At 45.1% G+C, this 23,350-nt stretch carries 23 protein-coding genes; 6 read left to right on the forward strand and 17 right to left on the reverse strand.

The window, feature by feature from the left end; translation table 11 throughout:
- Window positions 1–91 precede the first annotated feature (91 nt).
- The 3 genes from JGK07_RS21760 to JGK07_RS21770 form a co-directional block, all read right to left on the reverse strand.
- Complete coding sequence (locus JGK07_RS21760) at window positions 92–1,678, reverse strand: bifunctional pantoate--beta-alanine ligase/(d)CMP kinase (RefSeq protein WP_293242650.1); 1,587 nt, start codon at window positions 1,676–1,678, stop codon at window positions 92–94.
- Window positions 1,679–2,171: 493 nt separating this feature from the next.
- The gene (locus tag JGK07_RS21765; RefSeq protein ID WP_293242652.1) at window positions 2,172–3,239 is read right to left on the reverse strand and encodes a septal ring lytic transglycosylase RlpA family protein; all 1,068 of its coding nucleotides are present in this window, start codon (window positions 3,237–3,239) and stop codon (window positions 2,172–2,174) included.
- 535 nt (window positions 3,240–3,774) lie between these two features.
- Entirely contained in the window at window positions 3,775–4,041 is a 267-nt protein-coding gene (locus JGK07_RS21770; RefSeq protein ID WP_293185425.1) for a hypothetical protein, read from the reverse strand.
- Window positions 4,042–4,095: 54 nt separating this feature from the next.
- Between JGK07_RS21770 and purM the strand changes: the two genes are divergently transcribed.
- From purM to JGK07_RS21790, 4 genes are all read left to right on the forward strand, one after another.
- Entirely contained in the window at window positions 4,096–5,124 is a 1,029-nt protein-coding gene (purM, locus tag JGK07_RS21775) for a phosphoribosylformylglycinamidine cyclo-ligase (protein WP_293225253.1), read from the forward strand.
- Window positions 5,125–5,383: 259 nt separating this feature from the next.
- A complete protein-coding gene (locus JGK07_RS21780) occupies window positions 5,384–6,025 on the forward strand; it encodes a Uma2 family endonuclease (protein WP_293242654.1) in 642 nt (213 codons plus the stop codon).
- 138 nt (window positions 6,026–6,163) lie between these two features.
- Window positions 6,164–6,484 (forward strand): DUF433 domain-containing protein, encoded by a 321-nt coding sequence (locus JGK07_RS21785; RefSeq protein WP_293196706.1) that lies wholly within the window; start codon window positions 6,164–6,166, stop codon window positions 6,482–6,484.
- Complete coding sequence (locus tag JGK07_RS21790; protein ID WP_293196705.1) at window positions 6,477–6,812, forward strand: DUF5615 family PIN-like protein; 336 nt, start codon at window positions 6,477–6,479, stop codon at window positions 6,810–6,812. Before JGK07_RS21785 ends, JGK07_RS21790 begins: the two co-directional genes overlap by 8 nt.
- Window positions 6,813–6,917: 105 nt before the next feature.
- On the opposite strand, the gene JGK07_RS21795 is transcribed toward JGK07_RS21790, so the two are convergent.
- The 4 genes from JGK07_RS21795 to JGK07_RS21810 form a co-directional block, all read right to left on the reverse strand.
- Window positions 6,918–7,898, reverse strand: coding sequence for a hypothetical protein (locus JGK07_RS21795; RefSeq protein WP_293192895.1), 981 nt, complete (start codon window positions 7,896–7,898; stop codon window positions 6,918–6,920).
- Window position 7,899: 1 nt separating this feature from the next.
- Entirely contained in the window at window positions 7,900–8,751 is an 852-nt protein-coding gene (locus JGK07_RS21800) for a ThiF family adenylyltransferase (protein WP_293196704.1), read from the reverse strand.
- A gap of 178 nt (window positions 8,752–8,929) precedes the next feature.
- The gene (locus JGK07_RS21805) at window positions 8,930–9,355 is read right to left on the reverse strand and encodes a ubiquitin-conjugating enzyme E2 (protein ID WP_293192899.1); all 426 of its coding nucleotides are present in this window, start codon (window positions 9,353–9,355) and stop codon (window positions 8,930–8,932) included.
- A 40-nt stretch (window positions 9,356–9,395) separates the two neighbouring features.
- Window positions 9,396–9,620, reverse strand: a complete 225-nt coding sequence (locus JGK07_RS21810; protein WP_293192902.1) for a hypothetical protein — start codon at window positions 9,618–9,620, stop codon at window positions 9,396–9,398.
- A gap of 369 nt (window positions 9,621–9,989) precedes the next feature.
- Between JGK07_RS21810 and JGK07_RS21815 the strand changes: the two genes are divergently transcribed.
- Entirely contained in the window at window positions 9,990–10,505 is a 516-nt protein-coding gene (locus tag JGK07_RS21815; RefSeq protein ID WP_293192904.1) for a LuxR C-terminal-related transcriptional regulator, read from the forward strand.
- Between the two features lie 30 nt (window positions 10,506–10,535).
- Here JGK07_RS21815 and JGK07_RS21820 read toward each other — a convergent pair whose 3' ends face one another.
- From JGK07_RS21820 to JGK07_RS21840, 5 genes are all read right to left on the reverse strand, one after another.
- Entirely contained in the window at window positions 10,536–10,766 is a 231-nt protein-coding gene (locus tag JGK07_RS21820) for an addiction module protein (protein WP_293192906.1), read from the reverse strand.
- 120 nt (window positions 10,767–10,886) lie between these two features.
- Window positions 10,887–11,222: a XisI protein gene (locus JGK07_RS21825; protein ID WP_293147098.1), complete on the reverse strand. Its 336-nt coding sequence runs from the start codon at window positions 11,220–11,222 to the stop codon at window positions 10,887–10,889.
- Entirely contained in the window at window positions 11,210–11,629 is a 420-nt protein-coding gene (locus tag JGK07_RS21830) for an element excision factor XisH family protein (RefSeq protein WP_293196703.1), read from the reverse strand. Before JGK07_RS21830 ends, JGK07_RS21825 begins: the two co-directional genes overlap by 13 nt.
- A 70-nt stretch (window positions 11,630–11,699) precedes the next feature.
- Window positions 11,700–12,011 carry a DUF433 domain-containing protein gene (locus JGK07_RS21835; RefSeq protein WP_293196702.1) on the reverse strand — a complete coding sequence of 104 codons (312 nt, stop codon included), beginning with the start codon at window positions 12,009–12,011 and terminating at the stop codon, window positions 11,700–11,702.
- A 202-nt stretch (window positions 12,012–12,213) separates the two neighbouring features.
- Window positions 12,214–13,260, reverse strand: a complete 1,047-nt coding sequence (locus JGK07_RS21840; RefSeq protein WP_293178203.1) for a UPF0104 family protein — start codon at window positions 13,258–13,260, stop codon at window positions 12,214–12,216.
- A 104-nt stretch (window positions 13,261–13,364) separates the two neighbouring features.
- Here JGK07_RS21840 and JGK07_RS21845 point away from each other — a divergent pair, with 104 nt between their 5' ends.
- Complete coding sequence (locus JGK07_RS21845; protein WP_293225263.1) at window positions 13,365–15,401, forward strand: S8 family serine peptidase; 2,037 nt, start codon at window positions 13,365–13,367, stop codon at window positions 15,399–15,401.
- Window positions 15,402–15,664: 263 nt separating this feature from the next.
- Here JGK07_RS21845 and JGK07_RS21850 read toward each other — a convergent pair whose 3' ends face one another.
- From JGK07_RS21850 to JGK07_RS33260, 5 genes are all read right to left on the reverse strand, one after another.
- Window positions 15,665–16,144, reverse strand: a complete 480-nt coding sequence (locus JGK07_RS21850; protein WP_293178197.1) for a hypothetical protein — start codon at window positions 16,142–16,144, stop codon at window positions 15,665–15,667.
- A 280-nt stretch (window positions 16,145–16,424) separates the two neighbouring features.
- Window positions 16,425–18,098 carry a glycosyltransferase family 39 protein gene (locus JGK07_RS21855; protein ID WP_293225265.1) on the reverse strand — a complete coding sequence of 558 codons (1,674 nt, stop codon included), beginning with the start codon at window positions 18,096–18,098 and terminating at the stop codon, window positions 16,425–16,427.
- A gap of 517 nt (window positions 18,099–18,615) precedes the next feature.
- Window positions 18,616–21,591 carry an L-glutamate gamma-semialdehyde dehydrogenase gene (gene pruA / locus JGK07_RS21860; RefSeq protein ID WP_293196697.1) on the reverse strand — a complete coding sequence of 992 codons (2,976 nt, stop codon included), beginning with the start codon at window positions 21,589–21,591 and terminating at the stop codon, window positions 18,616–18,618.
- Window positions 21,592–21,806: 215 nt separating this feature from the next.
- Complete coding sequence (locus JGK07_RS21865; RefSeq protein ID WP_293196696.1) at window positions 21,807–22,898, reverse strand: hypothetical protein; 1,092 nt, start codon at window positions 22,896–22,898, stop codon at window positions 21,807–21,809.
- Window positions 22,899–23,092: 194 nt separating this feature from the next.
- Window positions 23,093–23,260, reverse strand: coding sequence for a DUF5615 family PIN-like protein (locus JGK07_RS33260; protein ID WP_363319731.1), 168 nt, complete (start codon window positions 23,258–23,260; stop codon window positions 23,093–23,095).
- Window positions 23,261–23,350 lie beyond the last annotated feature (90 nt).

Below are 23,350 nucleotides of genomic sequence, written 5' to 3' on the forward strand. Positions count from 1 at the left end.
CGTTCTATTCTATATAGTTAGGGGCTCAGACCCAAAAAGCCGGGCCGCTAACTGACACTACGGGCCGATCGCCCGCCCCAGCGTCTTCAAATTAACTTTTAGGGCCGATTCTTTCTTGATACAAGCCGACAATCCGATCGATAACTTCGTCAACAGTCAGATTATCTGTTTGAATTTCCACAGCATCAGCAGCTTTCCGTAAAGGTGCTATCAGGCGAGTGCTGTCCTTGGAGTCCCGCAGAGCGATGTCTTGTTCTAACTGGGCCAAACTAATATTAGCCCGATCGGCGTCTTTAAGTTCTAACATCCGCCGGCGCGATCGCTCTTGTACCGAAGCCGTCAAATAAATCTTCAATTCCGCATCGGGAAAAACATTAGTTCCTATATCGCGGCCTTCTGCCACAATCCCACCTTTTGTACCGCAGCGCCGCTGTTCATCTACTAGAAACTGGCGCACAGCGGGAATTGCCGCCATTTCCGAGACGCGAGATGTCACTTCCAAACTGCGAATTGCCTCGGTTATGTCTTCGCCGTTAATCTTCAGCATGAAAGATGCGGGATCGAGATTGTATTCCAAATAGCTGTAACTAATTAATTCGGCGATCGCACATTCGTCGGACATCGGCGTGTTTGTTTTCAAAGCCAGCCAAGTCAGCGCCCGGTACATCGCGCCGGTATCGAGATAAAACAAGCCCAAAGCTTTTGCTGCTTGGCGAGTTACCGTAGATTTGCCAGCCCCCGCCGGGCCATCGATCGCCACAATTGGCCTGCGGTTCCTGAGAATTATATTATCAATCAAGCGAGTAGAGCCAACTCTGGCTGCTACCGCTAAAAGTCCCGCTGTTTCCACCACCTCCAACGGCATCAGAGTGTCGGGATCGACGAGTTCGGCGTATTCGAGCTTAACTTCGGGTTCTCCAGCGACTTCGGCGCGCGCGGCAGCGAGTGTGGCGGCCCAGGTGCGGTCGCCTGAAGCAAAAGTTTTTGAGGCTTGTTCCAGCGCGCGGTAGAGGGCGCAGGCTTGCTGTTTTTGCTCTGTTGTTAAATACTGATTTCGAGAACTCATTGCTAGTCCAGACTCTTCGCGGACGATCGGGCAAGCAACAATCTCTACAGGCAAGTTAAAATCCCAGGCGAGCTTGCGGATAATTGCTAGCTGCTGGGCGTCTTTCTGACCAAAATAAGCTTTTGTCGGCTGCACCAAACTCAAAAGTTTGGTCACAATTGTCGCGACGCCCTGAAAATGACCGGGCCGAGACTTGCCGCACAACACCGATGTCATCGCGGGTGGCGGCACTACTTGAGTTAAGGATGAAAGTTGATTTTGTGTTTGGGCGGTTTTGTCGGTTGCTGTGCGATCGCCCCCTGGGTTCCCAAACATTTCTGTTGCTGGGGGAGCAAAAATGGCATCAACACCAGCTTGTTCGCACAGCAGCCGGTCTCGATCCAAATTTCGGGGATAATCTTGAAAATCTTCTGTCGGGCCAAATTGCAGCGGGTTGACAAAAATGCTGACTAGGACGATCGCATTGTCTTGTCTTGCCCGCTGGATCAAGCTGAGATGTCCGGCGTGCAAAGCTCCCATCGTCGGCACCAAACCGACTGTCACGTGAGGTGCAGCAGACTTTTGTGAATTTAAGTAGCAGCGAAGTGCTGCAATGCTAGTAAACAGTTGCACCGATACAATCTCCTGAAGGCATTCGGCAGAATGCAGAATTTATTTGTCTGAATTTGTTCGATCGGACATCTGGCACCAATGTTAGCAACTTGCCTCGCGTGCGAGTTCCACAACAAATAAACTATGGTGGGGCGCGAGACTATGGCGACGAGTGCAAGATGTCAGATACTTCAAGCCCGGACAAGTTTTATTCTAGTTTCTGCTTTCTACAGTTCGGATAACTTTTGTATTCTGCCTTACCAGAAAGAATTGGTTTAAAGCCGCAACCCTTGTAGGGAGAAATTAAAAGCAGACTATTCATTAGACTTCTTGCATAAGTCTTTGAGCGATCCTTCAACCGCAGATGTCAGACAGATAAACACAGATAAACGCAGATGATTTCAGGGTGTTTTCCGATTTTTGCAAGAGGTCGTCAACTGTCAACTGTCAACTGTCAACTGTCAACTGTCAACTGTCAACTGTCAACTGTCAACTGTCAACTGTCAACTGTTGTTTACTTTTTCGGTTCGATTACTTGGATTTCCACTCTCGCAACGCCGCTGCTCATCATTCCGAGCACGTTGGCTGCGCCGGCCGACAAGTCAATCAGCCGATCGCCCACGTAGGGGCCGCGATCGTTAATCCGAACGACGACGGAGCGGCCGTTGTCAAGATTTCGCACCATGACTAGAGTGCCGAAGGGCAAGTGGCGGTGTGCAGCAGTCAAGGCATTTTGGTTAAAACGCTCGCCGCTGGCGCTGAGGTTGCCATCAAATCCGGGGCCGTACCAGGAAGCCAAGCCGTTGAGTCGCACTTGAAGTGGGCCCAAAGATAGCACGGGGGCTTCTGGTTCGGGTTGGGGTTGGCCTGCGACTGCTTCCAAGGGTGGGGCGTTGCCCAGGAGTCGGCGGAGGCGATTGGTTACTTGCAGAGCATCTCGGCTGAAGTTGCTCGTGGTGTCGGGGAGGATGTTTTGAGCGTTGATGCTTACCAAATCCTCGCCGTTTGCCTGGATTATGTAGCGATCGCCTTTTTCCCACTTAACGGTAATGCTGTTGGGATCGATGTTGTTGCGGTTTAGCTGGTTGAGTCTTGCTGCTAAGCTAGATGCCCGCCACATTGGATCTGGTTCTTGATTGGTGGAATTGCTGGCAGTGTTTCCGGCTTTGGGATTTTCTTTTGTGCCGGCTACTTTTGACTGACTGCTACCACTGGCTTTGCGATCGCCAGTTTCTCCAATTTTGGTGTTGGTTTCCTGGCTTGGGTTCAGAAAGGTGATGACTGGAATGTTTCGCACGTAGACTGTCACTGCTTGTCGCCCCTCCAAGTCGTGGGGCTGAATTTTGACGATCGAGTCTTGGTCAATGTCAGCTCTTGCTTGGTACTGATACTGTCCAACTTTTTGTGCTTCGGCCCGAGTTGCGTTTAACTGCGGGGACGGTTGGGTGGCAATTACTTGCTGCTTGGAGCCCTGAGAGTCTGGCTTCAGAGCGTCTGTCGCTTGTGCGTGACAAGAAGAGGCCGTTCCTACCACAGGAACTAACAGGACAGCGAGTAAACCACCAACAAATTTTTCCTTCATACGTCCATTTTTGTGAAGAGCCATTGCCAACCGAGATTGGAGGATTGGCCATTTGGCGGCAGGCGTCAAGGATTTTTCTCGATCCCTTCGCTATTCCCCCGTGAGTCAAAGCAAAGTATCCGGGTGCGTTTTTGCTGTAATGCTTCAGCGAAAAAAAATTTTGGCTGAAACTTCCCCGATCTTTGACAACTCAATACTCGATCTGCAATTTGTGTTTTGGTAACGAACTGCAACAGACTACCACAAACTTTTGCGCTTGGGGATCGCTGTTTCGATACATTTGAGCAATATTGCTCAAATTTTCTCAGAACTCTGTCTAATAAAGTCCTTTAATTGCAGTGGTTACAGCCATTTTCAGAATTCCAGAAATTTTTACAAAAATTTACAAAAAATTCGTGTATTTTATGGCTGCCGAAGGATTAGCCTGAAAAAATCTGTTTGTCAAGTATTAAATGTTGAGTTCGCCCCCAAATGGATACTTGCTGCGATCGCAAAATTTTATACTTCTGTTCGAGATCCCAGCTCCAGAGCTCGTTCAACCTTGGCGCTTACCTGGAAGCCTAAAATCCGCAATCGGCAATCCCCAATCCCCAATCCGCAATCGGCAATCCTCAATCCGCAATCGGCAATCCCCAATCCTCAATCCAAAATCCCCAATCCTCAATCCAAAATCCCCAATCCTCAATCCAAAATCCGCAATGCCCAATGCCCAATGCCCAATGCCCAATGCCCAATGCCCAATGCCCAATGCCCAATTCTCAATCCCCAATCCCCAATCCAAAATCCAAAATCCAAAATCCAAAATCGGCTGACTCTTGGGAATAAACTAAAACTTACAAATGGATTTGGGGGACTTATGGATTATCGAGCAGCAGGTGTGGATGTTGAGGCGGGCAGAGCTTTTGTCGATCGCATCAAAAATACAGTCAAAAGCACCCACCGATCGGGAGTTTTGGGCGGATTCGGCGGATTTAGCGGGTTTTTCAGCGTTCCGGAGGGTTTAAAAGAGCCAGTGATGGTTTCGGGCACTGACGGCGTGGGAACTAAGTTGAAATTGGCCCACGATCTCGATCGGCACGACACGGTAGGTATCGACTTGGTGGCGATGTGCGTCAACGACGTGCTGACATCCGGCGCCGAGCCCCTCTTTTTTCTAGATTATTTAGCGACAGGAAAGTTAAACTCCGAACAATTAGCTGGGGTGGTGACAGGAATTGCTGACGGTTGCAAACAAGCGGGCTGTGCTTTGCTCGGAGGGGAAACCGCAGAAATGCCTGGTTTTTACCAAGCCGGCGAGTACGATTTGGCTGGTTTTTGCGTGGGAATTGTCGAAAAGAGCAAATTGCTCGACGCTTCCCAGGTACGGGTGGGAGATGTGGCTGTCGGGCTGGCTAGTTCCGGCGTGCACAGCAACGGTTTTAGTTTGGTGAGAAAAATTGCGGGCGATCTAGGTTTTGATTGGAATTCCCAACCGGAAAAATTGGGCGGCCAAAGTTTAGGAGAAGTGCTGCTGACTCCGACTACAATTTATGTGAAACCAGTCCTCGAAGCCCTTAAGAGCGGTTTAGAAATTCACGGTATGGCTCACATTACAGGCGGCGGTTTGCCGGAAAATTTGCCCCGCTGTTTGGGAGCCAATCAATCTGTGAAAATTGACTGCAATAGCTGGCCGAGTTTGCCAATTTTTGACTGGATTGCTGAGGCTGGCTCTGTGGCGACTGCCGATATGTTCAATACTTTTAATATGGGTATTGGCTTTGTGCTGTTGCTCGATCGCCGGGAAGTTGAGCAGGCTGTGAAGTGGTTTGAGTCTCAGGGAATTGGTGCGTTTGCGATCGGCGAAGTTATTGACGGTAACGGGGAATTGGTAATGGGCGTCGATTAATTTTAGTTGCGTGAATTAAAAAAAATCGCCCTTTTTTTTCGGGTTAAATGCTTGACTTCTGGCCGCAAAGAAAGTACAATTGAATAATGGAAATAGTGGCAATTTTAAAATTAAAGTTACCACTCCCATTATTTAAAATATACCACAGTAATTCTAGCCTAGTCAATAGGTAATACTTCTTTTTTAAGGCAAATTTTTTTAACAAGATTTATCGCATTAACTCTCATTATAATCAAGACAACCTAAAGGAGGTAATACTATGTTGACAAGCGATCTCAATGCTCTACTTGACCAACAAGCACTCCAACGCCAAGATTCCGAATGCCGCTATATTACCGATCGCATTAACTGGGAACAATACGAAACCTTACTCACCAGAAATGGGGATAGTTTGGCATATCGAGTCACATATTTAGATGGAGTCTTAGAAATTATCTCACCTTCCCGTCGCCATGAAAACAGAAAAACGCGGATTGGAGATCTTTTAGAAATCTACTTTTTAGAAGCAGATATCGACTATTTTCCCTTTGGTTCTACAACCCTGCGGCAAGAGGAAAAAAGAGGTGGGACGGAACCCGATGAAGCTTACTGCATTGGTACAGACAAAGAATTTCCCGATTTGGCAATTGAGGTTGTTGTTACCAGTGGTGGTCTGAATAAACTGGAAGTTTACAGAAGGTTAAATGTTAAAGAGGTTTGGTTTTGGCAAAATGAACGTTTTAGCCTCTACTACCTGAGAGAAGAAATTCCAGTTCAATTTGTCCAAACCTGCGGTTATGAGCAAATCGATCGCAGCGAAATTCTTCCTAATTTAGATATAGAATTATTGGCGGAATATGTCCGATATCCGAATTCCCTCGCAGCAGTTAAGGAATTTCGACAACGAGTGATTTCTGGTTAAAACCAGAATAGATGCCGATCGAAGGTAGCTATGACTCTCGATCAGCATAAGCTTGACGGCATACTCAAATTACTGCAAAAACCTTTTGTGCTAAGATTAAAGAGCTTAAACATTACTGATTAAGAGCCTTTAACTAAGATGTCTAAGGAATCAGTCATCACAGAACATATCGAAATTACGCCTGGGGTACTTGGTGGTAAGCCACGCATTGCGGGCCATCGAATTGCTGTAGCACACATCGCCGAAATGTATCTGAAAATGGGGATGTCTATAGAAGAAATCGCGGGCAAGTATGATTTGCAACTTGCCTCGGTTCATGCAGCAATGACCTATTATTACGATCGGAGAGAAGAAATCGATCGTCGCACTGCTGAAAGTCGAGCTATTGTGGAAGAATTAAAGCGCAATAGTCCACCATCTCCGTTACAAGAAAAATTGAGGGCAATTAGAGGTGAGTGAGCAAATTCGTTTTCATTTAGACGAACATATTGACTCTAATATTGCGCGCGGTTTGCGTCGTTACGGCATAGATGTTACAACAACAGTTGATGCAGGATTGCGGACTAAAAGCGACGAGTCACACCTGGAATTTATTCGCGAACAGCGGCGCGTGATAGTAACTCACGATGACGATTTTTTAATTATGGCAAGCGATACCACAGATTATCCGGGGATTGTCTATTGTCCTCCTAATTCTCGTTCTGTGGGCGAGATTATCCGTAGTTTGATTTTAATTTATGAAGTGTATGCGCCTGAAGAAATGATCGGGAGGATTGAATATATTTGACATGATTGTAAGGCGATCGCCCTTTGGGTTATTTGGGGGAAAAGGGCGATCGCACTTTTGACAATTTGGGACATAACAGATAACTCATCTTCTACCCTATTTTTTTCATTTTGTGTTTCTTGATGCTATTGACTTCGCATTCTTCATTGCCAGAGCTAAATATTTATCAATTTGCTCAAACCGAGAAGAATTTAATAGTATATTTTCTGAGATAACTTCCTCGCTGTCATAGATAATTTCTAAATGTGCTGGCTTAGAAGAAGAATAGATAGGATATTGATAACGAACGTTAAGTTCACCATTATCTAAAGGTATTAACCACCTCCAATATATAGCTCCATCCCTTTTGGCTTCGAGTGTCTGTGCCGCAGGAAAGTTATTCAAAATCCATCCTCTATCTTCACTCCGTATTTTTTGCATAAAATCTGTGGCTACCTCCATCTGAGGTCTATGTTCAGAAGCACCTCTATAGAAATTTGCTTGACTTCTACGATGAGCAAATGCAGCTTCTTCGGCACTTTTCAAAATTTGCTCTAAAGGTGATGATCCTTTAATAATATGTACGGCAGAATCAGGGATTTCCGCAGAGCCTTGACTTCTGACAAATAAGTAGTAACGCTTCCGAAGTTCCGAGCCACACAAATCTGTAATCAATAGAGCAAAGAAATAGTCCAAATCATATTGACGGCTATTCACAGTTTCTGTATAACCCCTAATGTCACCTTGACTCAATTCTGCTAGTCCATTGCAGTGATGAGTATGCCAAGAACCCAGGTAATTAATATCTTGGTCAAATGTCTCCAACACGCGAAACATTGCTTCTTGATACTCACCATCTGGCATCAAGTGACCTACTGAGTTATTGACACGAGGCCCAGAGTCTATATAAGTTTCTACTCGGATTTTTATATGATTGCCATTTTGACTAATTTTTCCAATAAACTTTCCACCTTCCTCACGGTTAGAAACTGATACTGCATGACTTATTCTGGCAATGACAGTCTCAAAAATTTCAACTGATACGTCTAGATTAGAAGGCCTATAATCTGATCTACCTATTCCAAACCAAGATAAAACTCCCGACATATTAATCCTCCATTTGATGATTGACATTAGTGCAGTAGCATACTTTTTGAGGTTTTAAAAGCATTTGCTTTGCTTCAAAATGACTGCGGAATATTCCTGGGGCTGGTCTATTTCCATACACAATCCAGTTACTTTTTAATGTAGGCATGGACTGAGTTGACTCTCTAAGCAAAATAGAGAGAGCCATCCTAACTTGAATCAATGCAATCATTTGGATATCAATTGAGAGTCCTGATGCACGAAATTCTTTTTCATCAAGACCATAAATTCTACTTTCTTCATCTTCCGTAAGTCCCAAAACCTCGTCTGATAAGTCAAGTTGATTGAGTTCGGAGAAAAGTTGTAAACACTTGTAACAACCAGTCAGAGTTGGAATGTAGCCAAAAACTTCACCTCCTATGCCTGTCCGAAACACGGATGCTGTTACAAAAGGAACTTTTGCTGCCACACATTGGTCACTGACAAACTCTCTGACACTCTTTTTATCTGAACAAGAAAGAACCAGATCGGAGCGACGAACCGACTCAATAAAGTTCGGAGATTGCATCACATCCTCTGCAAAATTTTTAACTTCTACATCAGGATTTCTGTCTTCTATCCACTCCTTTTGTATGTCTACTTTGAGTCGTCCTAAATCTTTACGCATTCTACGATGCTTGACAAGATTTTCAGGTTCTAGAGTATCTGGATCGTAAAGTTCCCAAATCCGAATACCATTCATTACAAGGTGATCGCAAGCTGGTGTACCACCGCTACCTAAACCAACAACAGTGATCCGCTTATCTGAAAAAATCTCTGGATTAAGTAGATAGCTAATTCTATCAAACTCAAGTGAATAATTTTGATCTTTCATTAACAATACTCCGGACAGTTCTTGGAACGATACTACAAGCTTTACAGGCTAAGGATCATGAAAAAGTCGAATTAAATGCAAGTCAGGGGTGGACATGACTTTGATTTAATTATCCACAGTGGCTCAAAGTCATAGAGGATAAGTCATTGGGCCATAGAAAAACTGTCCGAAGTATTGATTAATGTGCTTGCTCTTTTCCTGGCCAATTTTTAGTACGTTGCCAAACATCATATTTGTTAACCCAGATTGCAGCCTTAGATACCATATATGCCAATGAATAGTTTGAAGTCCATTGCTCTGGCTTCATCACACATAAATTGCCACTCGAATACCTGTGAGGACAATCAGGTTCAATGGTTCTTTCAAGCAACTTAATCAATGGCATATTGTAAGGATAGTTTGAAGGAATTTCTATTCTAACTCGGTAATAGTTTTCGTCCGCTGTCTTTAAATACCCCTCTACAGCCTTGATAGAGCCTTTAGATGCTTTAAAATTAAACTGTGGATAGTAGCGCTTAATTTTCTCACTCTCAACAGCCATCCTATCTCTAGATAAATCATTTTCGAGAAATATAAGTCCACGATTAATCGCAATATTTGTCATTATTTATTATTGTTTAATAACTACTTTTGAGGTTAGGCAACTAATACTCACCTTTTGGATCGCGCAGTGCCACTCCTTTTGGAGATTGATTGGGTTCGAGTGGACGAACTACACCATCTGAATCGATTTCTACAAACTCATCTTCTTCTTGAGCGTTAAAGGCTCTTTCTGCCATATTTGCAATTGATCTGCCAACGCCTCTAGCAGCAGCACTAATTACTCCTTCCGTAATTCCATCGACTATATCGTCAAAATCATTTGGCATTTGATTAACCCGTGAAAAACAGCTTTAGCTACTCCTAACTTAGTCATTCGGGCAAAGGGAGCAATTAATCTTGACTTACTTACTTAAGTAACAAATTCTGAAGTTATTGCAAATTAGCAAGAACTCTAAAAGCTTACTCTGTCAAGCTAACGATTTCTCAATTCCTCTTTTACCCTGAATTTTTTTAACCGTACATAGCCTGAAAGCATGATTTAGCAAAGCTTTGGGTGGGTATAATGCCTTGTTAGTCCAAATAAGCTAAATCTGAGTAGCTAATACGATGATAAACTAGCTATACCCAGCTAGCAACTAGCCATAGCTATAAATTTTGGTTAGGCTCTAGCTATCAACTTACCACAATGCCCTGCGATGACATCTAACGACGATATTTTTGCCGATGCCGCGAATAACTGGGACTTGGAAAGGCTCTACAAAGCTATGGCAGAAGCCAAGTGGCAAGTATCTCCTCGTGCCAGAAAGGGACTCACAGAACGGGAAAAGCTTTTTTTGCGCGGTTTGCTGTGTGGCTACAGTCCGGCTGAAATAGCTAACCAAGTACATCAAAGTCGCAAGGGTGTTGAGGTCTATGTCTCTAAAACTTTATATCAATACTTTAAAAAAATTAAAGATGTGCCTAATGAAACAGTAGGCAACTGGAGAAATATTCCTAACTGGCTAGAGGAAGAAGGATATAAAACTAAGTCATCTGTTCAATCTGACTCAAGGAATTATTTGCCGAATGAGCTATTAGTAAAGATCGGAAATATATGTTTTGATACTAATACAGGAACAATTGATATCAACATTCGGGTATCACTTCCATCATTTTCAGAATACCAAAGAACAGAAGATATAGATTCAGACGATCGCCCCTATACAAACTAATCTAATTGAAGGGCGATCTGATTAATTCTATCATTGTGCTATAATCTGCCTAATCTGAGCTAACGCTTCTTCTCCTGGAATTGGCTCAACCATACCGCTTCGGATTTCATCGCGACGCTGCTTAGCTTCCGCAGTCCACAACTTTTGAACTGTTCCGTCTATATCAAATTCAAGACTCTCAACTAGCCTCTCTGCTAACTGCGCTCTCAACGCATTTGGCAAAGATAAAGCTTCTTTCATCAGTTGCTCGATCGATAGCATAATTACATCCCAAACTAAAATCCCTAAATAGTTAAGTTGAAAAAAGGAAGCACATTGTGCAATCTTGTTTGATTATAGCCGATCGCGCGATCGAGAGTAAAACAGCATTTTCCAAACAGCCTAAGCAACTCCATAGCTCGTAAATGGTCTTGCATAGGGAGGCTGAAGCCCCAAAACAATATCCTCCCGCGCCACACCCATCAGCACTAACTCCTCAGCAATCAGTTCATCAGTTTGATTGCGTTGAATCCAGACTTTTTCATTGCGGATGTCTAAGTGAATCGGGCAACTATAAATCCGATTATGACCGTCCCAACCTAAATCTAATATCTGATAATGGTCATGTTCGGTGTCAAATAATACCTGAACTTCAATGTCGCCATTGATGGGTTTAGTCTTACTATATTCCATCAGGAAAGTGCGAACAATCTGCCGATATTTAGCTAATCGATCCATTCCAAAATCACCTCATTAGTAGGGTCGTATACCAACAACTTCAGATCGTACTCAGCGATAGCCGCTTGTGGCAAAGCACGACAGAAAAATGAATTATAGGCTGCGATCGGAACTGCCAAATAGAGCGATCGATCTGGCTCCAGACTCCTGAGTGCTAGTCGATAATTCAGAAATTGACCGAGGGCTAAGTGGAAATCAAACATGGCTGATTCACTCAGAAAGCTTTTAACCTCGACTGCAATCTTCTGTAAACCTCGCTCTGCAACTAGAAGCTTTTCCGCCCCCAAGTCAATCCTGAGTCGATCGTCTTTGCTAAACTTTAGCTTCAGCGGATCGTGGGTAATCACCCAATTATCCTTCAGAAGAGCGGATTTGACAGACTCATGGAAAACATCCCTAGCCGACATAGACTTTACTCAAAGACCTTATTTCTATTCTATCCCAACCCAATCTTCTGATACCAAAATGCGATGCCACTTACAGCAACCCCTTAGCTCGCATTTTCACGAAAAATGGTAAAGGCGAAAGCAGAGATTTTTCCTGTTGTACCTGCTCCCATTCTGCACGAATCTCCTGCTCAATTTCAGCTTGAAAGTCGAAGTAATAAGCCATCGCTGCATGAGCCTCCGACTGCATCAAATAAGGATGCTGGCGGCACATTTCTTCCACTGACCAACCATAAGCTAGATAATCCATCACAATATGAACAACCCGCACGCGGGGTATCCGCTGCAACCGTGCGGGTTGACCCGCTACTTTCTCGATATGAGGATAAATTATTGATAGCATAATGATATCCCAAACTAAAATCGCTCAATAGTTAAGTTGAAACAGAAACCACATTGTACAATCTTGTTTGATTATAGCCTAAGAAATTAGGAGACGGCATTGCCGTGTCCCTACAATATTATTTTGGATACAGGAGACGGCATTGCCGTGTCCTGTATCCTGACGGTGCAACCTGAACTGATATCATTCACCATCCACCGCCCTACATAAACCGATCGCGCCTCCGATCAATTTTCGCCAAAACAGCACCGGAAACATCCGCCAGAATACTGATAATCCGATACAAAGCCACCGCACTCAAAATTATACCCGTAGAAAAGCGATCGTCCAAAAGGGCGATCGCCGTTGCTTCAAATACTCCCATCCCTCCAGGCGCACCCGGTACAACCAAACCCACAACAAACGCCAAAGCAAAAGCACCGAACAAGTTGGGAATATCGATAAAATTTACCGGATTTAAAGCCATTACCGTTAGCAAAAAACCGCTGCCCCGCAATCCGATAAAACAGATTTGTCCGATTAACGGCACTAAAGGATAGCGTTTAATTGGCAAATTATTTTGGCGCTCGGACTTGACATTAGATATTTTTTTAGCTAGATTGGAGCTAGACTCTAAAGGCGAAATTAGTCGATCGCCCCCAGCATCCCCAACCTCTGAATTTTCCCCCTTGTTCTTGGATAACTTCAACCGCTCTACAAATAGGACGATCGGATTTAAAATTCGGGGATGAATGGCTATTAAAATAGCAGCACAGCCGACAATTCGCAAATAGCCATCGGCGCCCTCAAAACAAATCAACCCAATCAGCACGCCCGCAGAAGCCATCAGCAACGGTTCCAGCAAGACGCTGAGAGTAGCAGCTTTGGGCGCAATGCCTGCCTTTTTGGCCTCCAAGATGCGACCCCAAAAATGCCAAATATTCCCCGGTAAATACTTGGCAATATTAGTCTTGAGAAAAACTTGAATCGCCCAGGCGGCATTGACAGGTTGGCGGAATTCGCGCAAAATCAACATCCACACCCAGCCGACAAAAATTAGAGACAGTAACGTGATACCAACCGCGATCGCCAATAACGGAAAACTTTCGGCTCGAATTCGGATATTAGCGACTTCTTGCCAATGACTTACAAAAGCTTTGGCAATAAATAAAAACGTGCCGCCCAAAATCACATAGCGCAAATAAGGCTTTAAACGTGATTTGGCGAGGTTGAAAAAATTCTGAATTCGATGCAAGTGTTGTTTTCCCATTTTCCGATCCTGATTAATGAATTTGGGATGGTAGATTTATTAAGGACAATTTCATGTTTGAAATCTAAAATTTAGATCGATCGCAATTTAAGGAGTAAATTTTTATGGCCGGCCCGAGCCCCGACGGATTTTCCTATCTTTTAGATGATAGCGCCAATAGTTTCGCATTAACTCCGGGCTTTTTGACTCCTTATCGTAACGGACTTTTTGCCCTCGGAGGTAATGATTTTATTGTCGGTGCCTCGGATGCCGATCGCCTCAGCGGTGATAATGGTAACGACAGACTCCTCGGCGGTGGCAATTCCGATACTCTCTTCGGTGGTGTCGGGAATGACTTGCTTAACGGCGGTGCCGGCAATGACTTCCTATTTGGCGGTAAGGGCAGCGATACCTTGCAAGGAGGTAGGGGAGATGATAGCCTCAACGGCGGCAACGGTAGCGACGTTTTAATGGGCGATGGAGGCAAAGATACGCTGACAGGGGGTTTGGGCGCAGATACCTTTGTCCTTCGCAGCAACTCCCCAGTCTCAGATCCGGCTGTTGCAGACGCGATCGCTGACTTTAACAGTTTTGAGGATGCGATCGGACTAACTGACAATCTTACCGAAGCAGACCTCACTTTAGAAACAGTTTCCGGCACTCCCAATACAGTAATTAAAATTCGCCAATCCGGTGCCATTTTAGGCTTAGTCGCCAACACATCACCACAAAACCTCAGCGGTAAGTTCATCTCTGCAAATACCGTATTGGGCAACCAACTCAGCCAAGCCCGAGATTTAGGTGTTTTGAGCAGCACTCAAACCATCGCTGACTCGGTTAGCAACGCCCGCCCAGACAACCTTTATCGCTTTACTTTGCCTGCAAATAACGACTTTAAATTAACTGTCAGCGGTTTTAGTGCCGATGTTGACGTGGCTGTGATTAAAGATATTAACGGCGACAATTCTATTGACTTTACCGATATTATTGCTTCTGCTAAAGAACCCGGTTTATCGCCAGAGTCTATCGATCTCAAAAATTTGGCAGCCGGAACATACTTTGTCCGAGTTTATCAAAACCAAGGTAATACAAATTTTACCCTAAATTTATCTGCAACTCCTGCAACTATTGTTCCTGACAATCCCAGCAACTCACCGGGTTTTGACTCTCGTTTTGGGTTCGGTTTGGTGAATGCAGCGGCGGCAGTTGCTAAAGCTCAAGGTGTGCCAACTTTTCCTGATGTTCCCGACTTGGGCGGCGATGAGTGGGGCAGAGACTTAATTAAAGCTCCAGAAGTTTGGGCGAAGGGTTTGACTGGAGATGGCATTATCGTAGCAGTTATCGACAGCGGCATTGACTACAATCACCCGGATTTAACAGGGAATGTTTGGAGCAATGGGGGGGAAAATGGCGTTGATGCCACAGGTAGAAATAAAGCTAGCAACGGCGTAGATGATGATGGCAATGGCTTTGTAGATGATTTCCGGGGATGGGATTTTGCCAACAACGATAACGATCCAATGGATGATAACAATCATGGCACTCATATCTCGGGTTTAGTTGCGGCGAAAAAGGATGGGGTGGGAATAACTGGAACGGCTCCGACTGCCAAGATTATGCCTTTGAAAATACTCAACAGCACAGGAGTAGGCAAAATTAGGGATGAAATTAATGCGATTAATTATGCGGTGGCAAATGGGGCAAAGATAATTAATGTAAGTTTTGGCGGTCAACAGTTCAACGATCAAGAATTGAGCGCGATTCAAGCGGCGGAAGCTAAGGGCGTGGTGGTGATTTCGGCGGCAGGAAATGATGCTCGCCCGGATGTAGATTATCCGGGTAGGTTTGCAACTGAGGTAGGCATTACTGTCGGTGGAGTTAACCGGAATGGCTTGTTTACCGATTATTCTAACCGGGCGGGATCTAACACAATTAGTTATTTTGTCGCTCCGGGTGGCGACGGCGGCAGGGCTGATGCTGGGGACGTTTATTCAACGGTGTCGCTTTCTCAACCGGGGGTTCCCTATCGATATTTTGCGGGTACTTCCATGGGAGTGCCGCACGTATCCGGGGTGATAGCTTTGATGTTGCAAGCCAATCCCAGTCTGACTCCTGCTCAAATTAAGCAGATTCTGGCGGAAACGGCGAGTCGATCGGTTTAAAAAGGTACGTTGTTGCGCTTAAGCGCTCTTTCAAAGGTACGTAGTTGCGCTTAAGCGCTCTTTCAAAGGTACGTAGTTGCGCTTCAGCGCTCTTTCAATATATATATCAGAGCGCCTAAATATATATACCCTTTCTCAAAAAGATGAGGTATAACTGACAGCTTATATAACCCTTAAACCAAGAGGGCTGAAGCCCAACAACATACCTCATCTTTCTGATAACCGCTATAAGAGCGCTCAAGCGCAACAACGTACCTAAAAACTTAATAATTGGCGGCGTAAGTCAAGTCAAATTGACGGCACAGGGTGATGCAGCAGTAGCCTGGTCGATCGAATACTAACTCGTAATTCATCTCGCCATCTATTTTGGTAATCGGCTGCTTTAAGGGGATGCCGTGAATGTCGTATTGGCGGCGTTCTAAGGCACTCCAGTCGATAATTTTGATATCGATTTGGTTCTGCAACTCACTTGCGATCAGATACAGGTGCATCTTGTCTTGAACTTTCCCAGTCAGGGGAATTTTCATTAACACTGACTGAGTGACAAGGGGTTTTTGGTCGTTGGGATGCTTCTGAGTGTGGCAGTTGTTGAGTTCGATATCGTAAGGTTCTAGCTTAAATTTCTCTCCATTGGCGATCGAGGAAGAGTGCAAATCTTGCAGGCACTTTTCTAGATGAGGGATTAGCCCTAAATCTGGATCGCACAGCAGTCTGCGAATATTGGAGGTTTCAGTTACTGTCATTTTAGATTTTTGATGTTATGTTTGTGATTCTTAAATCATAGCTTACCGCAAAAAGTAATTATGTTCTATTATACTTGCGACATAGTTCCAAAAACCAGGTTTCTGGGCAGTATTTCCCGGCAAACCAGATTTTGATTAGTTAATGTTTTTATAGCCTTTCTCAGAAAGATGAGGTGTGACTATAAATGGAGTTTTTTATGCGACCTCGCTTACTATATAATAAATATAAGAGGGCTCCCATCCCAACAACGTACCTCACTTTTTTGAGAACCGCTATAAATTATTTTTTGGTGAGTTTCCACAGATTGAGTTCGACATTACCACCAACCGGATCTATTTGATAGTTTTGCTGTTCAATTGCCGATCGCAAATCTGAGGAAGGCCTGTATAAAAACAACTCGCCCAAACCGCTGGGAATTTTCGGAGGTTCTGGTTTTTTTCGTGCCAACTCTCGATTTGTGTAACAAGAAGTGTAACAGCGGGGTTGGATTAGCAGTTTGACTTTTGGTTGCAGGCGATAACTTAAAGGCATGATGTATGCGATATTCGCATCGCTGATAATTAAGGGATTGCTTGCAGAATTGACAGTCGCTGCGACTTCTAATTCCGCACGCAACCAACCGCTGCCTTTATTCCACCAACTATCGGCTTGAGAACTAACTCCACCGGAGATGATGCCTGCACAAAACAGTGCAACTATAACTATTTTCCACAGTCTTTGCAGTTTTGAGTTATCAAAATTGTTGCTAATTTTCACAGACAGCAGGTAAGCAACTGCTAGCTGAATTCCCACATAACAAGGAACTAAATATCGCGGATTTGCCGATCGCCTCCCGCCTTTAAGTATATCGGGCACTGCCAAAAATAAGGCAGTTGTGGCAATTAACAATAATATCAATAACCAAACCCGTTTTGGTGTTTGCCGGCATAGAAAATAAAGGGAATAGCCGACTAAAGCTAGAATCAGGATGCCAACGGGAATTACCAAGGCTAGTTGTGCGGCGTTGGCAGTCCCATCAGTGCCAATATCAAAAAATCCTATGCTGACTGCGCCCACCCACCTGCTGACTAATCTGAAGAGATTTGTTTGTTCTGCCCATACTGTGGTACTTCTAACTTGATTGAAGTTTTCGACAATATTTACGAGGGAAGGCATGAAGCCAATTAAGGCGACCATTGCTGCTGCATAATAGGCAATAAATGTTTTAACATCGCGCCAGTTGGCAATAACTGCGACGTAGATTGCGTGGGCTGCGGCTACGCAGATAAATAATAAGTGGGTGTACAATCCCATTGCTGCTGTGACTGCGTATAGTGTCCAGTGATAAATCAGCAACATTGGATTTTGATTGACATCCGGGCGCATTGCTCGCAATAAGGCTGCACTGGATAAAATGGTAGTTAATGTCCACAAACTGTACTGTCTGGCTTCTTGGGCAAACAGGATGTGGTAGGGAGAAATGGCGAGAATTGCGATCGCCATCCAAGCCACAGCAGAGGATTCAAATAACTCCCAAGCCAGCCAATAAATGGCGGGAAATACTAGCAAGCTAATGACGGCGGCCAAACTTCTCATTGTTGCCACGGAACTGCCGAACCATTGCGCCCAAAATCGCGCTAGTATGTAATAGAGTGGCGGGTGTTGGGGGTCTTCGGTTGTTAAGGAATTGAGGGTATTGCTTAAAGTTTTTTGGGAGTTGATCTGCTGGTATTTTTGTAAATCCGAGGGCGAAGTTATTTTCTGGTATGAAATTTGTTTGATAATTTCGGCTTCGGTGTAGCCGGAAACTCTTAAGGAAGTATAGTTTTCGTCGATCCAGTAGAATTTGCGATCGAGATTGACAAATCGAAATAAAATGCCGATCGCCAATACGGCTATAATTAAAAATCGCAACCACTTCTCAAGTGGAGGGTTGTGAGAATTTAGTCGATCGCGATTTTTAGTATATTCCATTTTTTAACTAGCTAATCTCGCAGAACTTTTTTGATGTCACCCACAGACAACACGGTTCGTAGTGAGGACTTTAGTCCTTCTGTCTAAAGATCCGATAGAGATCGAGGACGACAAGACATTGTAATTAATCCACTTTCACGCTCAGAGCATCCCGTTTTTGTAGGGGCGAAGCATTCGCGCTGACAATCTCTCCTATAGTCGATAGGATACAGGCGCGAATGCTTCGCCCTTGCGGATATGTTTGTACAATCGGGATGATCCCCTTTCCCTGTTTTCTAAAGTCTGTCATAACTTTAAAAAAATGGTATTAGTGCTTCTTTCTTTCTTAATAGCCAGAGAGAGGACTGAAGTCCTTACAGACAACATGGTTTGTAGTGAGGACAGGTGCATCTGGTTTTTGCAGAGGGCGAAGCATTTCGGCACATAACTTATGAGTGAGAATCAGAGATTTACTGCCGAAATGCTTCGCCCCTACAAATCGTCAACTGTCAACTGTCAACTGTCAACTGTCAACTGATTAATCGTCTACTCCTTCAATCGGTGCAAAACCTTGGCGCTGAATATTTTCAGTTATAGTACGAGGTTCGAGGAATTGCAGCAAATAATCCGGGCCGCCCGCTTTGGAACCAACTCCCGAAAGTTTGAATCCTCCGAAGGGTTGGCGCGATACCACGGCGCCAGTGGTTCCGCGATTGATGTACAGATTTCCGACTTCAAAATCGGCTTTGGCGCGATCGATATGCGAAGGTGTGCGAGAATACAATCCGCCAGTTAAAGCAAAATTTGTATCGTTAGCAATTGCGATCGCCTCATCGAAATTATGAGCCCGAATCACCGACAAAACTGGGCCGAAAATTTCTTCTTGGGCGAGAGTTGCAGTCGGCGCGACTTCCGTCACAATCACTGGGCCGACAAAATAACCGGTTTGGGGCGCGGCCATTTCTAAGGCTATCTTAGCTTCAGCGCGACCTTTTTCGATGTATTCGCGGATGCGCGACTGCGCCGTAGCATCGATGACAGGCCCGACTTGAGTGCCGGGATTTTCAGCAGGGCCGACATTGAGCGATCGCGCTGCTTCTACCAATCTTTCCACAAAAGCATCGTACACCGACTCGACCACAATTACTCGCGAACAAGCGGAACATTTTTGACCGCTATATCCAAAGGCAGAATAAACTACGCCAGCAACTGCTTGGTCTAAATCCGCACTTTCATCGACAATAATTCCATTCTTGCCACCCATTTCCGCAATTACTCGCTTCAGGTGTTTTTGTCCCGGTTGCAAAATCGCAGCTTGGGCATAAATCTGACAGCCAACTTCCTGAGAACCTGTGAAGGTAATCATGTGAACGTCGGGATGTTTCACCATGTAAGCGCCGACGGTTGAACCTTTGCAAGGTACGTATTGAAATACGCCTTTGGGGATGCCAGCTTCTAGCAAAATTTCAGCTATCTTTGCAGCAATTACTGTGGAAAATTCCGCAGGCTTGAGTAAGGTACAGTTACCTGCAACTAGCGATGCAACTGTCATCCCGACGGGAATTGCCAGGGGAAAATTCCAAGGTGAAATAATCAGAGAAATGCCGCGCGGTTGATAGGTATAGCGGTTGTTTTCTCCGGGAATGTCGTAATTTTGTCCTTGTTCCAACCGTTCCATTTCGTCGGCGTAGTAGCGACAAAAATCAATGGCTTCGGAAACTTCGGCATCGCATTCTCTGACTGGTTTGCCGACTTCAAACACCATCCAAGCTGACAGTTCGTGGCGCCGCTGTTCCATCAATTCGGCTGCTTTGCGGAGGACTCCGGCGCGCTGGCGAACGGGGGTTTTGCGCCAACTTGTGGAGGCTGCTTTGGCTGCTTCTAGGGCTTGTTTGGCTTGTTCTTCAGACAGTAATCCGATTTTTCCGACTACTTCTGCGGGATTGGAAGGGTTGAGGGAATTAACTGTTGTTTCGGTGTTTTGGTACTCGCCATCGATTAGTGGCAAATATGTTTTACCTAGGTTGGCGCGCACTGATTTGATGGCTGCTTCTGCTTGTTGCCGCAATTTGGTATTGGCGTAGTCGGTATCGGCGACGTTGGGAAATACTTTGCTGTAAGCTATCTGGTCGTTGCCATTAGCGACTGGTGCGGCTAATAATTGTTCGATCGGCATTTCTTCGGAACTTTGCCGAATAAACGAACTGTTGGCGGTATTTTCCAGCAATCGGCGGATCAAATAAGCCATTCCTGGGAGCAAATCGCCGTAGGGACAGTATACTCGGACGCGATAACCGCGATCGACCAAAAGCTTGGCCAGTTTGTCGCCCATGCCGTACAGCACTTGCATCTCAAAGCGGCGGCGCGGTATATTGAGAGTCTCGGCAATCGCGATCGCCCTGGCTTGCGATCGGACGTTGTGACTTGCGATCGCAGCATACAAATATTCGTGATTTTCCAGCAGTAACTGAGTCATCTGCTCAAAATTTGCATCCGTAGCAACCTTGTCATTATAGACAGGCTGCGGCCAATCCTTCTGCATCGCCTTGATAGTTTCCTGATCCCAGTAAGCGCCTTTCACCACACGCACCGTTACCGGATTGCCGCGTTTTTTCGCCCAAGCAATAATGCCTTGCAAATCTTGTTTGCTATCGCGTAAATATGCCTGCATTGTAATTCCGACATCTGTGCGACTGCGGAACTCTTCCTCTAACAATAAGTCTTTGAGAATGCTGAGAGTTAAACTCTTATATTCGTACTGTTCCATGTCGAAGTGAACAGCCGCACCCAACTCTTTAGCGCGCCGCAATAACAGGCGAATTCTCTCGCTAACTTTTTCCTCGCTGCCTTTCGCATCCAGCGGATCGAACTGAGAATAAAAAGCCGTTAACTTGACAGATACTTGCACTCGCGGCAGAGTTTCGCCGTCAGCCTTATCAATCGCATCTACCTGCGACCAATTCTTAGCTGCACTGCTCAATTCGGTCATCAATTCCAAATAGCGATTCAGATAAACTTCCGCCTCAGTTTCAGTAATCACAGCTTCGCCCAAAAGGTCAACTGTAAAACCCATTTTATCTTTGCGAAGTCGTTCTAAGGTTTTAATTACCTGCTTGATATTTTCCCCAGAAATATACTTGTGCGCCAAAGTTTCTACAGCAGGTGCAACCGTCGTCGCCGCCAATTGTCCAGGAATCGAATCAGCGTTAGTAAAACTTAGCAATTTTTTCAAAGCTTCCGGCAATTCTACCTCTTCCACAGTCAGGTATTCTTGCAAGTGGCGGGCAATTTCCGGCTTGCTGCGGAGGGCGGGCAAACAGTCAATAAATCGAAACAATTGCACCCGCAGTCCGGGGCTGGCCATTGCCCAATCCATCAGTTTGTCGTCCCAGCGCATTTGGTCTTGCAATTGACCGAAAAACGATCGCTTTTTGTCTTGAGTTGCCTTAAGGATTTCTTTAGCAATTTCCTGAGTCTTTGCTTCGTAGATGCTTGGAGATACTTGTGCGACCATTGGTAATTAGTAATTGGTAATGGGTAATTGGCAACGGGAGCATCTCACTTTTGCATTTACAGTGCGAGCGTCCCCGCTCGCGTATTGTACAATACGCGAGCGGGGACGCTCGCACTACAATAAAAAAAATGCTTTTTACAAAACTGAGATGCTCCCATTGGCAACCAGGGCGGGTCGATCTATTGTGCAACTACCCCCTGATACAATTATACTGGCTATTTGACTTCAATTTTCACTCCGTAGTTTGCTTGGCGATCGCCCGAAATTTCAATAGTATAATCGCCGCTGCTGGCTAGTTGACCTTGCCACTGACCTGTGCTATCAACAGTACCTACTTTTTCACCGTTAGGAGCAATAATATCTGCACTAACTTGACCTTCTTGAACCTTTACTGTCATGCTTTGGCCGCTATTGCATTCTAGCAAGTAGCGCTTCGATTTGTTGGCTGGCAAACTATTGCTGAGAGTAGTTCCGGTAGCACCTGCTGGAAAGCTAACTCGCTCAGTTACAGGGGTTTCCACCGCAGCGGGAGACGCCGCCGGAGAAGGTAACGGTGACGGGGAAGCAAGTTGCGGAACGCCTGAGAGCGATGGTACTTGAGTCGGATTCGGCGATGGTGCGCTGTTGGCGGGCAGTGTCTGCTGGGGTGCTGGGGGCACTCCGGGCTGGCGGTAGGCGCGCGCTGTTGGAACAGGGGGAGGGCTTTCAGGCAGGGGTACGTCGGAAGGCAATCTGATTTGAAGGTTCGCTCTTTCTTGATACATTCTCCACGCGAGCAAACTGCCGAGACTTATCGTGGAACCGACTAACATTCCGCTCAGAAAAATTGCCAATATTTGCCAGATTCGACTTGGTTTGCGATCGGGATTTGCGGTGTAATTTGTAACAGGTAAATCACCGATATTTTGACTGGTTTCCGGGGCATTTTCGGCGGAAATTGGAATTGTTTCTGTTTCGTCTATTGCCGTTAAAATATTTTCGGGTGCGGCAATTTCATCGGAAGTTTCTGGGGGTTGGGAAGTTGCTGTTAAAACATTTTCACTGGGGAGATTTTCTGTAGGAGTTTCTGGGGGTTCGGAAGTTGCTGCTAAAACATTTTCACTGGGGAGATTTTCTGTAGGAGTTTCTGGGGGTTCGGAAGTTGCTGCTAAAGCATCTTCAATTGGGGGGATTTCAGCGAGAGTTTCTGCGGGTTCGGAGGTTGTATGGGGATTGGTAATGACAGTATTCGCGAACTCATCGCTGTCAGTAGCAATTGTTTCCGGTTGCTGAGTCAAAATTTGATTTTTTTCCTGTTCGTTACTCATGGGACTAAATTTTTTGTACAAATACTGCTTTTAGACATTTTACGTTATATTAAATCTGGTGATAGCCCAATGATGCTGAGGGCGCGGGCGGGACGATCGCACTTAGGACTGAAGTCCTCACTACAAGCCAATTTTATGAGAAATTTGTCGGTTGGGGCGATCGCAAATTTAGCAACTTTTAAAACCTCTGATATTTATCGAGATGGATGATTGACTCTAAAAAGCCTCCCTGTCAATGTTTCCACATTAGAAATAGCCTCCGAAATTCGTGCAGCCATCCTCTGTCTGTCCTGTTGGTCGTCTTTACAGACAATGATACCAGCATGGTTAGGCTGTGAAGCGTGCAGTCGGATAAAATCGATTCAATTGAGTGTTAAAACTACCCGTTCATTTGTAACAGCGGCGCGGGTGCGTCGCTCATATATTGTCGTCAATTACCGAGATTATCGCAG

It is taken from the genome of Microcoleus sp. PH2017_24_DOB_U_A (genome assembly GCF_020738205.1).
GTDB lineage: Bacteria > Cyanobacteriota > Cyanobacteriia > Cyanobacteriales > Microcoleaceae > Microcoleus.

Excerpts from the sequence above, each read along its gene's own strand:
- JGK07_RS21765 (WP_293242652.1), bottom strand. The coding sequence starts at position 3,239 with ATGAAGGAAAAATTTGTTGGTGGTTTACTCGCTGTCCTGTTAGTTCCT.
- JGK07_RS21810 (WP_293192902.1), bottom strand. The coding sequence starts at position 9,620 with ATGCCAAATGATTTTGACGATATAGTCGATGGAATTACGGAAGGAGTA.
- JGK07_RS21800 (WP_293196704.1), bottom strand. The coding sequence starts at position 8,751 with ATGAAAGATCAAAATTATTCACTTGAGTTTGATAGAATTAGCTATCTA.
- JGK07_RS21830 (WP_293196703.1), bottom strand. The coding sequence starts at position 11,629 with ATGTCGGCTAGGGATGTTTTCCATGAGTCTGTCAAATCCGCTCTTCTG.
- JGK07_RS21795 (WP_293192895.1), bottom strand. The coding sequence starts at position 7,898 with ATGTCGGGAGTTTTATCTTGGTTTGGAATAGGTAGATCAGATTATAGG.
- pruA (WP_293196697.1), bottom strand. The coding sequence starts at position 21,591 with ATGGTCGCACAAGTATCTCCAAGCATCTACGAAGCAAAGACTCAGGAA.
- JGK07_RS21855 (WP_293225265.1), bottom strand. The coding sequence starts at position 18,098 with ATGGAATATACTAAAAATCGCGATCGACTAAATTCTCACAACCCTCCA.
- JGK07_RS21845 (WP_293225263.1), top strand. The coding sequence starts at position 13,365 with ATGGCCGGCCCGAGCCCCGACGGATTTTCCTATCTTTTAGATGATAGC.
- JGK07_RS21865 (WP_293196696.1), bottom strand. The coding sequence starts at position 22,898 with ATGAGTAACGAACAGGAAAAAAATCAAATTTTGACTCAGCAACCGGAA.
- JGK07_RS21850 (WP_293178197.1), bottom strand. The coding sequence starts at position 16,144 with ATGACAGTAACTGAAACCTCCAATATTCGCAGACTGCTGTGCGATCCA.
- JGK07_RS21825 (WP_293147098.1), bottom strand. The coding sequence starts at position 11,222 with ATGGATCGATTAGCTAAATATCGGCAGATTGTTCGCACTTTCCTGATG.
- JGK07_RS21815 (WP_293192904.1), top strand. The coding sequence starts at position 9,990 with ATGACATCTAACGACGATATTTTTGCCGATGCCGCGAATAACTGGGAC.
- JGK07_RS21820 (WP_293192906.1), bottom strand. The coding sequence starts at position 10,766 with ATGCTATCGATCGAGCAACTGATGAAAGAAGCTTTATCTTTGCCAAAT.
- JGK07_RS21780 (WP_293242654.1), top strand. The coding sequence starts at position 5,384 with ATGTTGACAAGCGATCTCAATGCTCTACTTGACCAACAAGCACTCCAA.
- JGK07_RS21840 (WP_293178203.1), bottom strand. The coding sequence starts at position 13,260 with ATGGGAAAACAACACTTGCATCGAATTCAGAATTTTTTCAACCTCGCC.
- purM (WP_293225253.1), top strand. The coding sequence starts at position 4,096 with ATGGATTATCGAGCAGCAGGTGTGGATGTTGAGGCGGGCAGAGCTTTT.
- JGK07_RS21785 (WP_293196706.1), top strand. The coding sequence starts at position 6,164 with ATGTCTAAGGAATCAGTCATCACAGAACATATCGAAATTACGCCTGGG.
- JGK07_RS21835 (WP_293196702.1), bottom strand. The coding sequence starts at position 12,011 with ATGCTATCAATAATTTATCCTCATATCGAGAAAGTAGCGGGTCAACCC.
- JGK07_RS21805 (WP_293192899.1), bottom strand. The coding sequence starts at position 9,355 with ATGACAAATATTGCGATTAATCGTGGACTTATATTTCTCGAAAATGAT.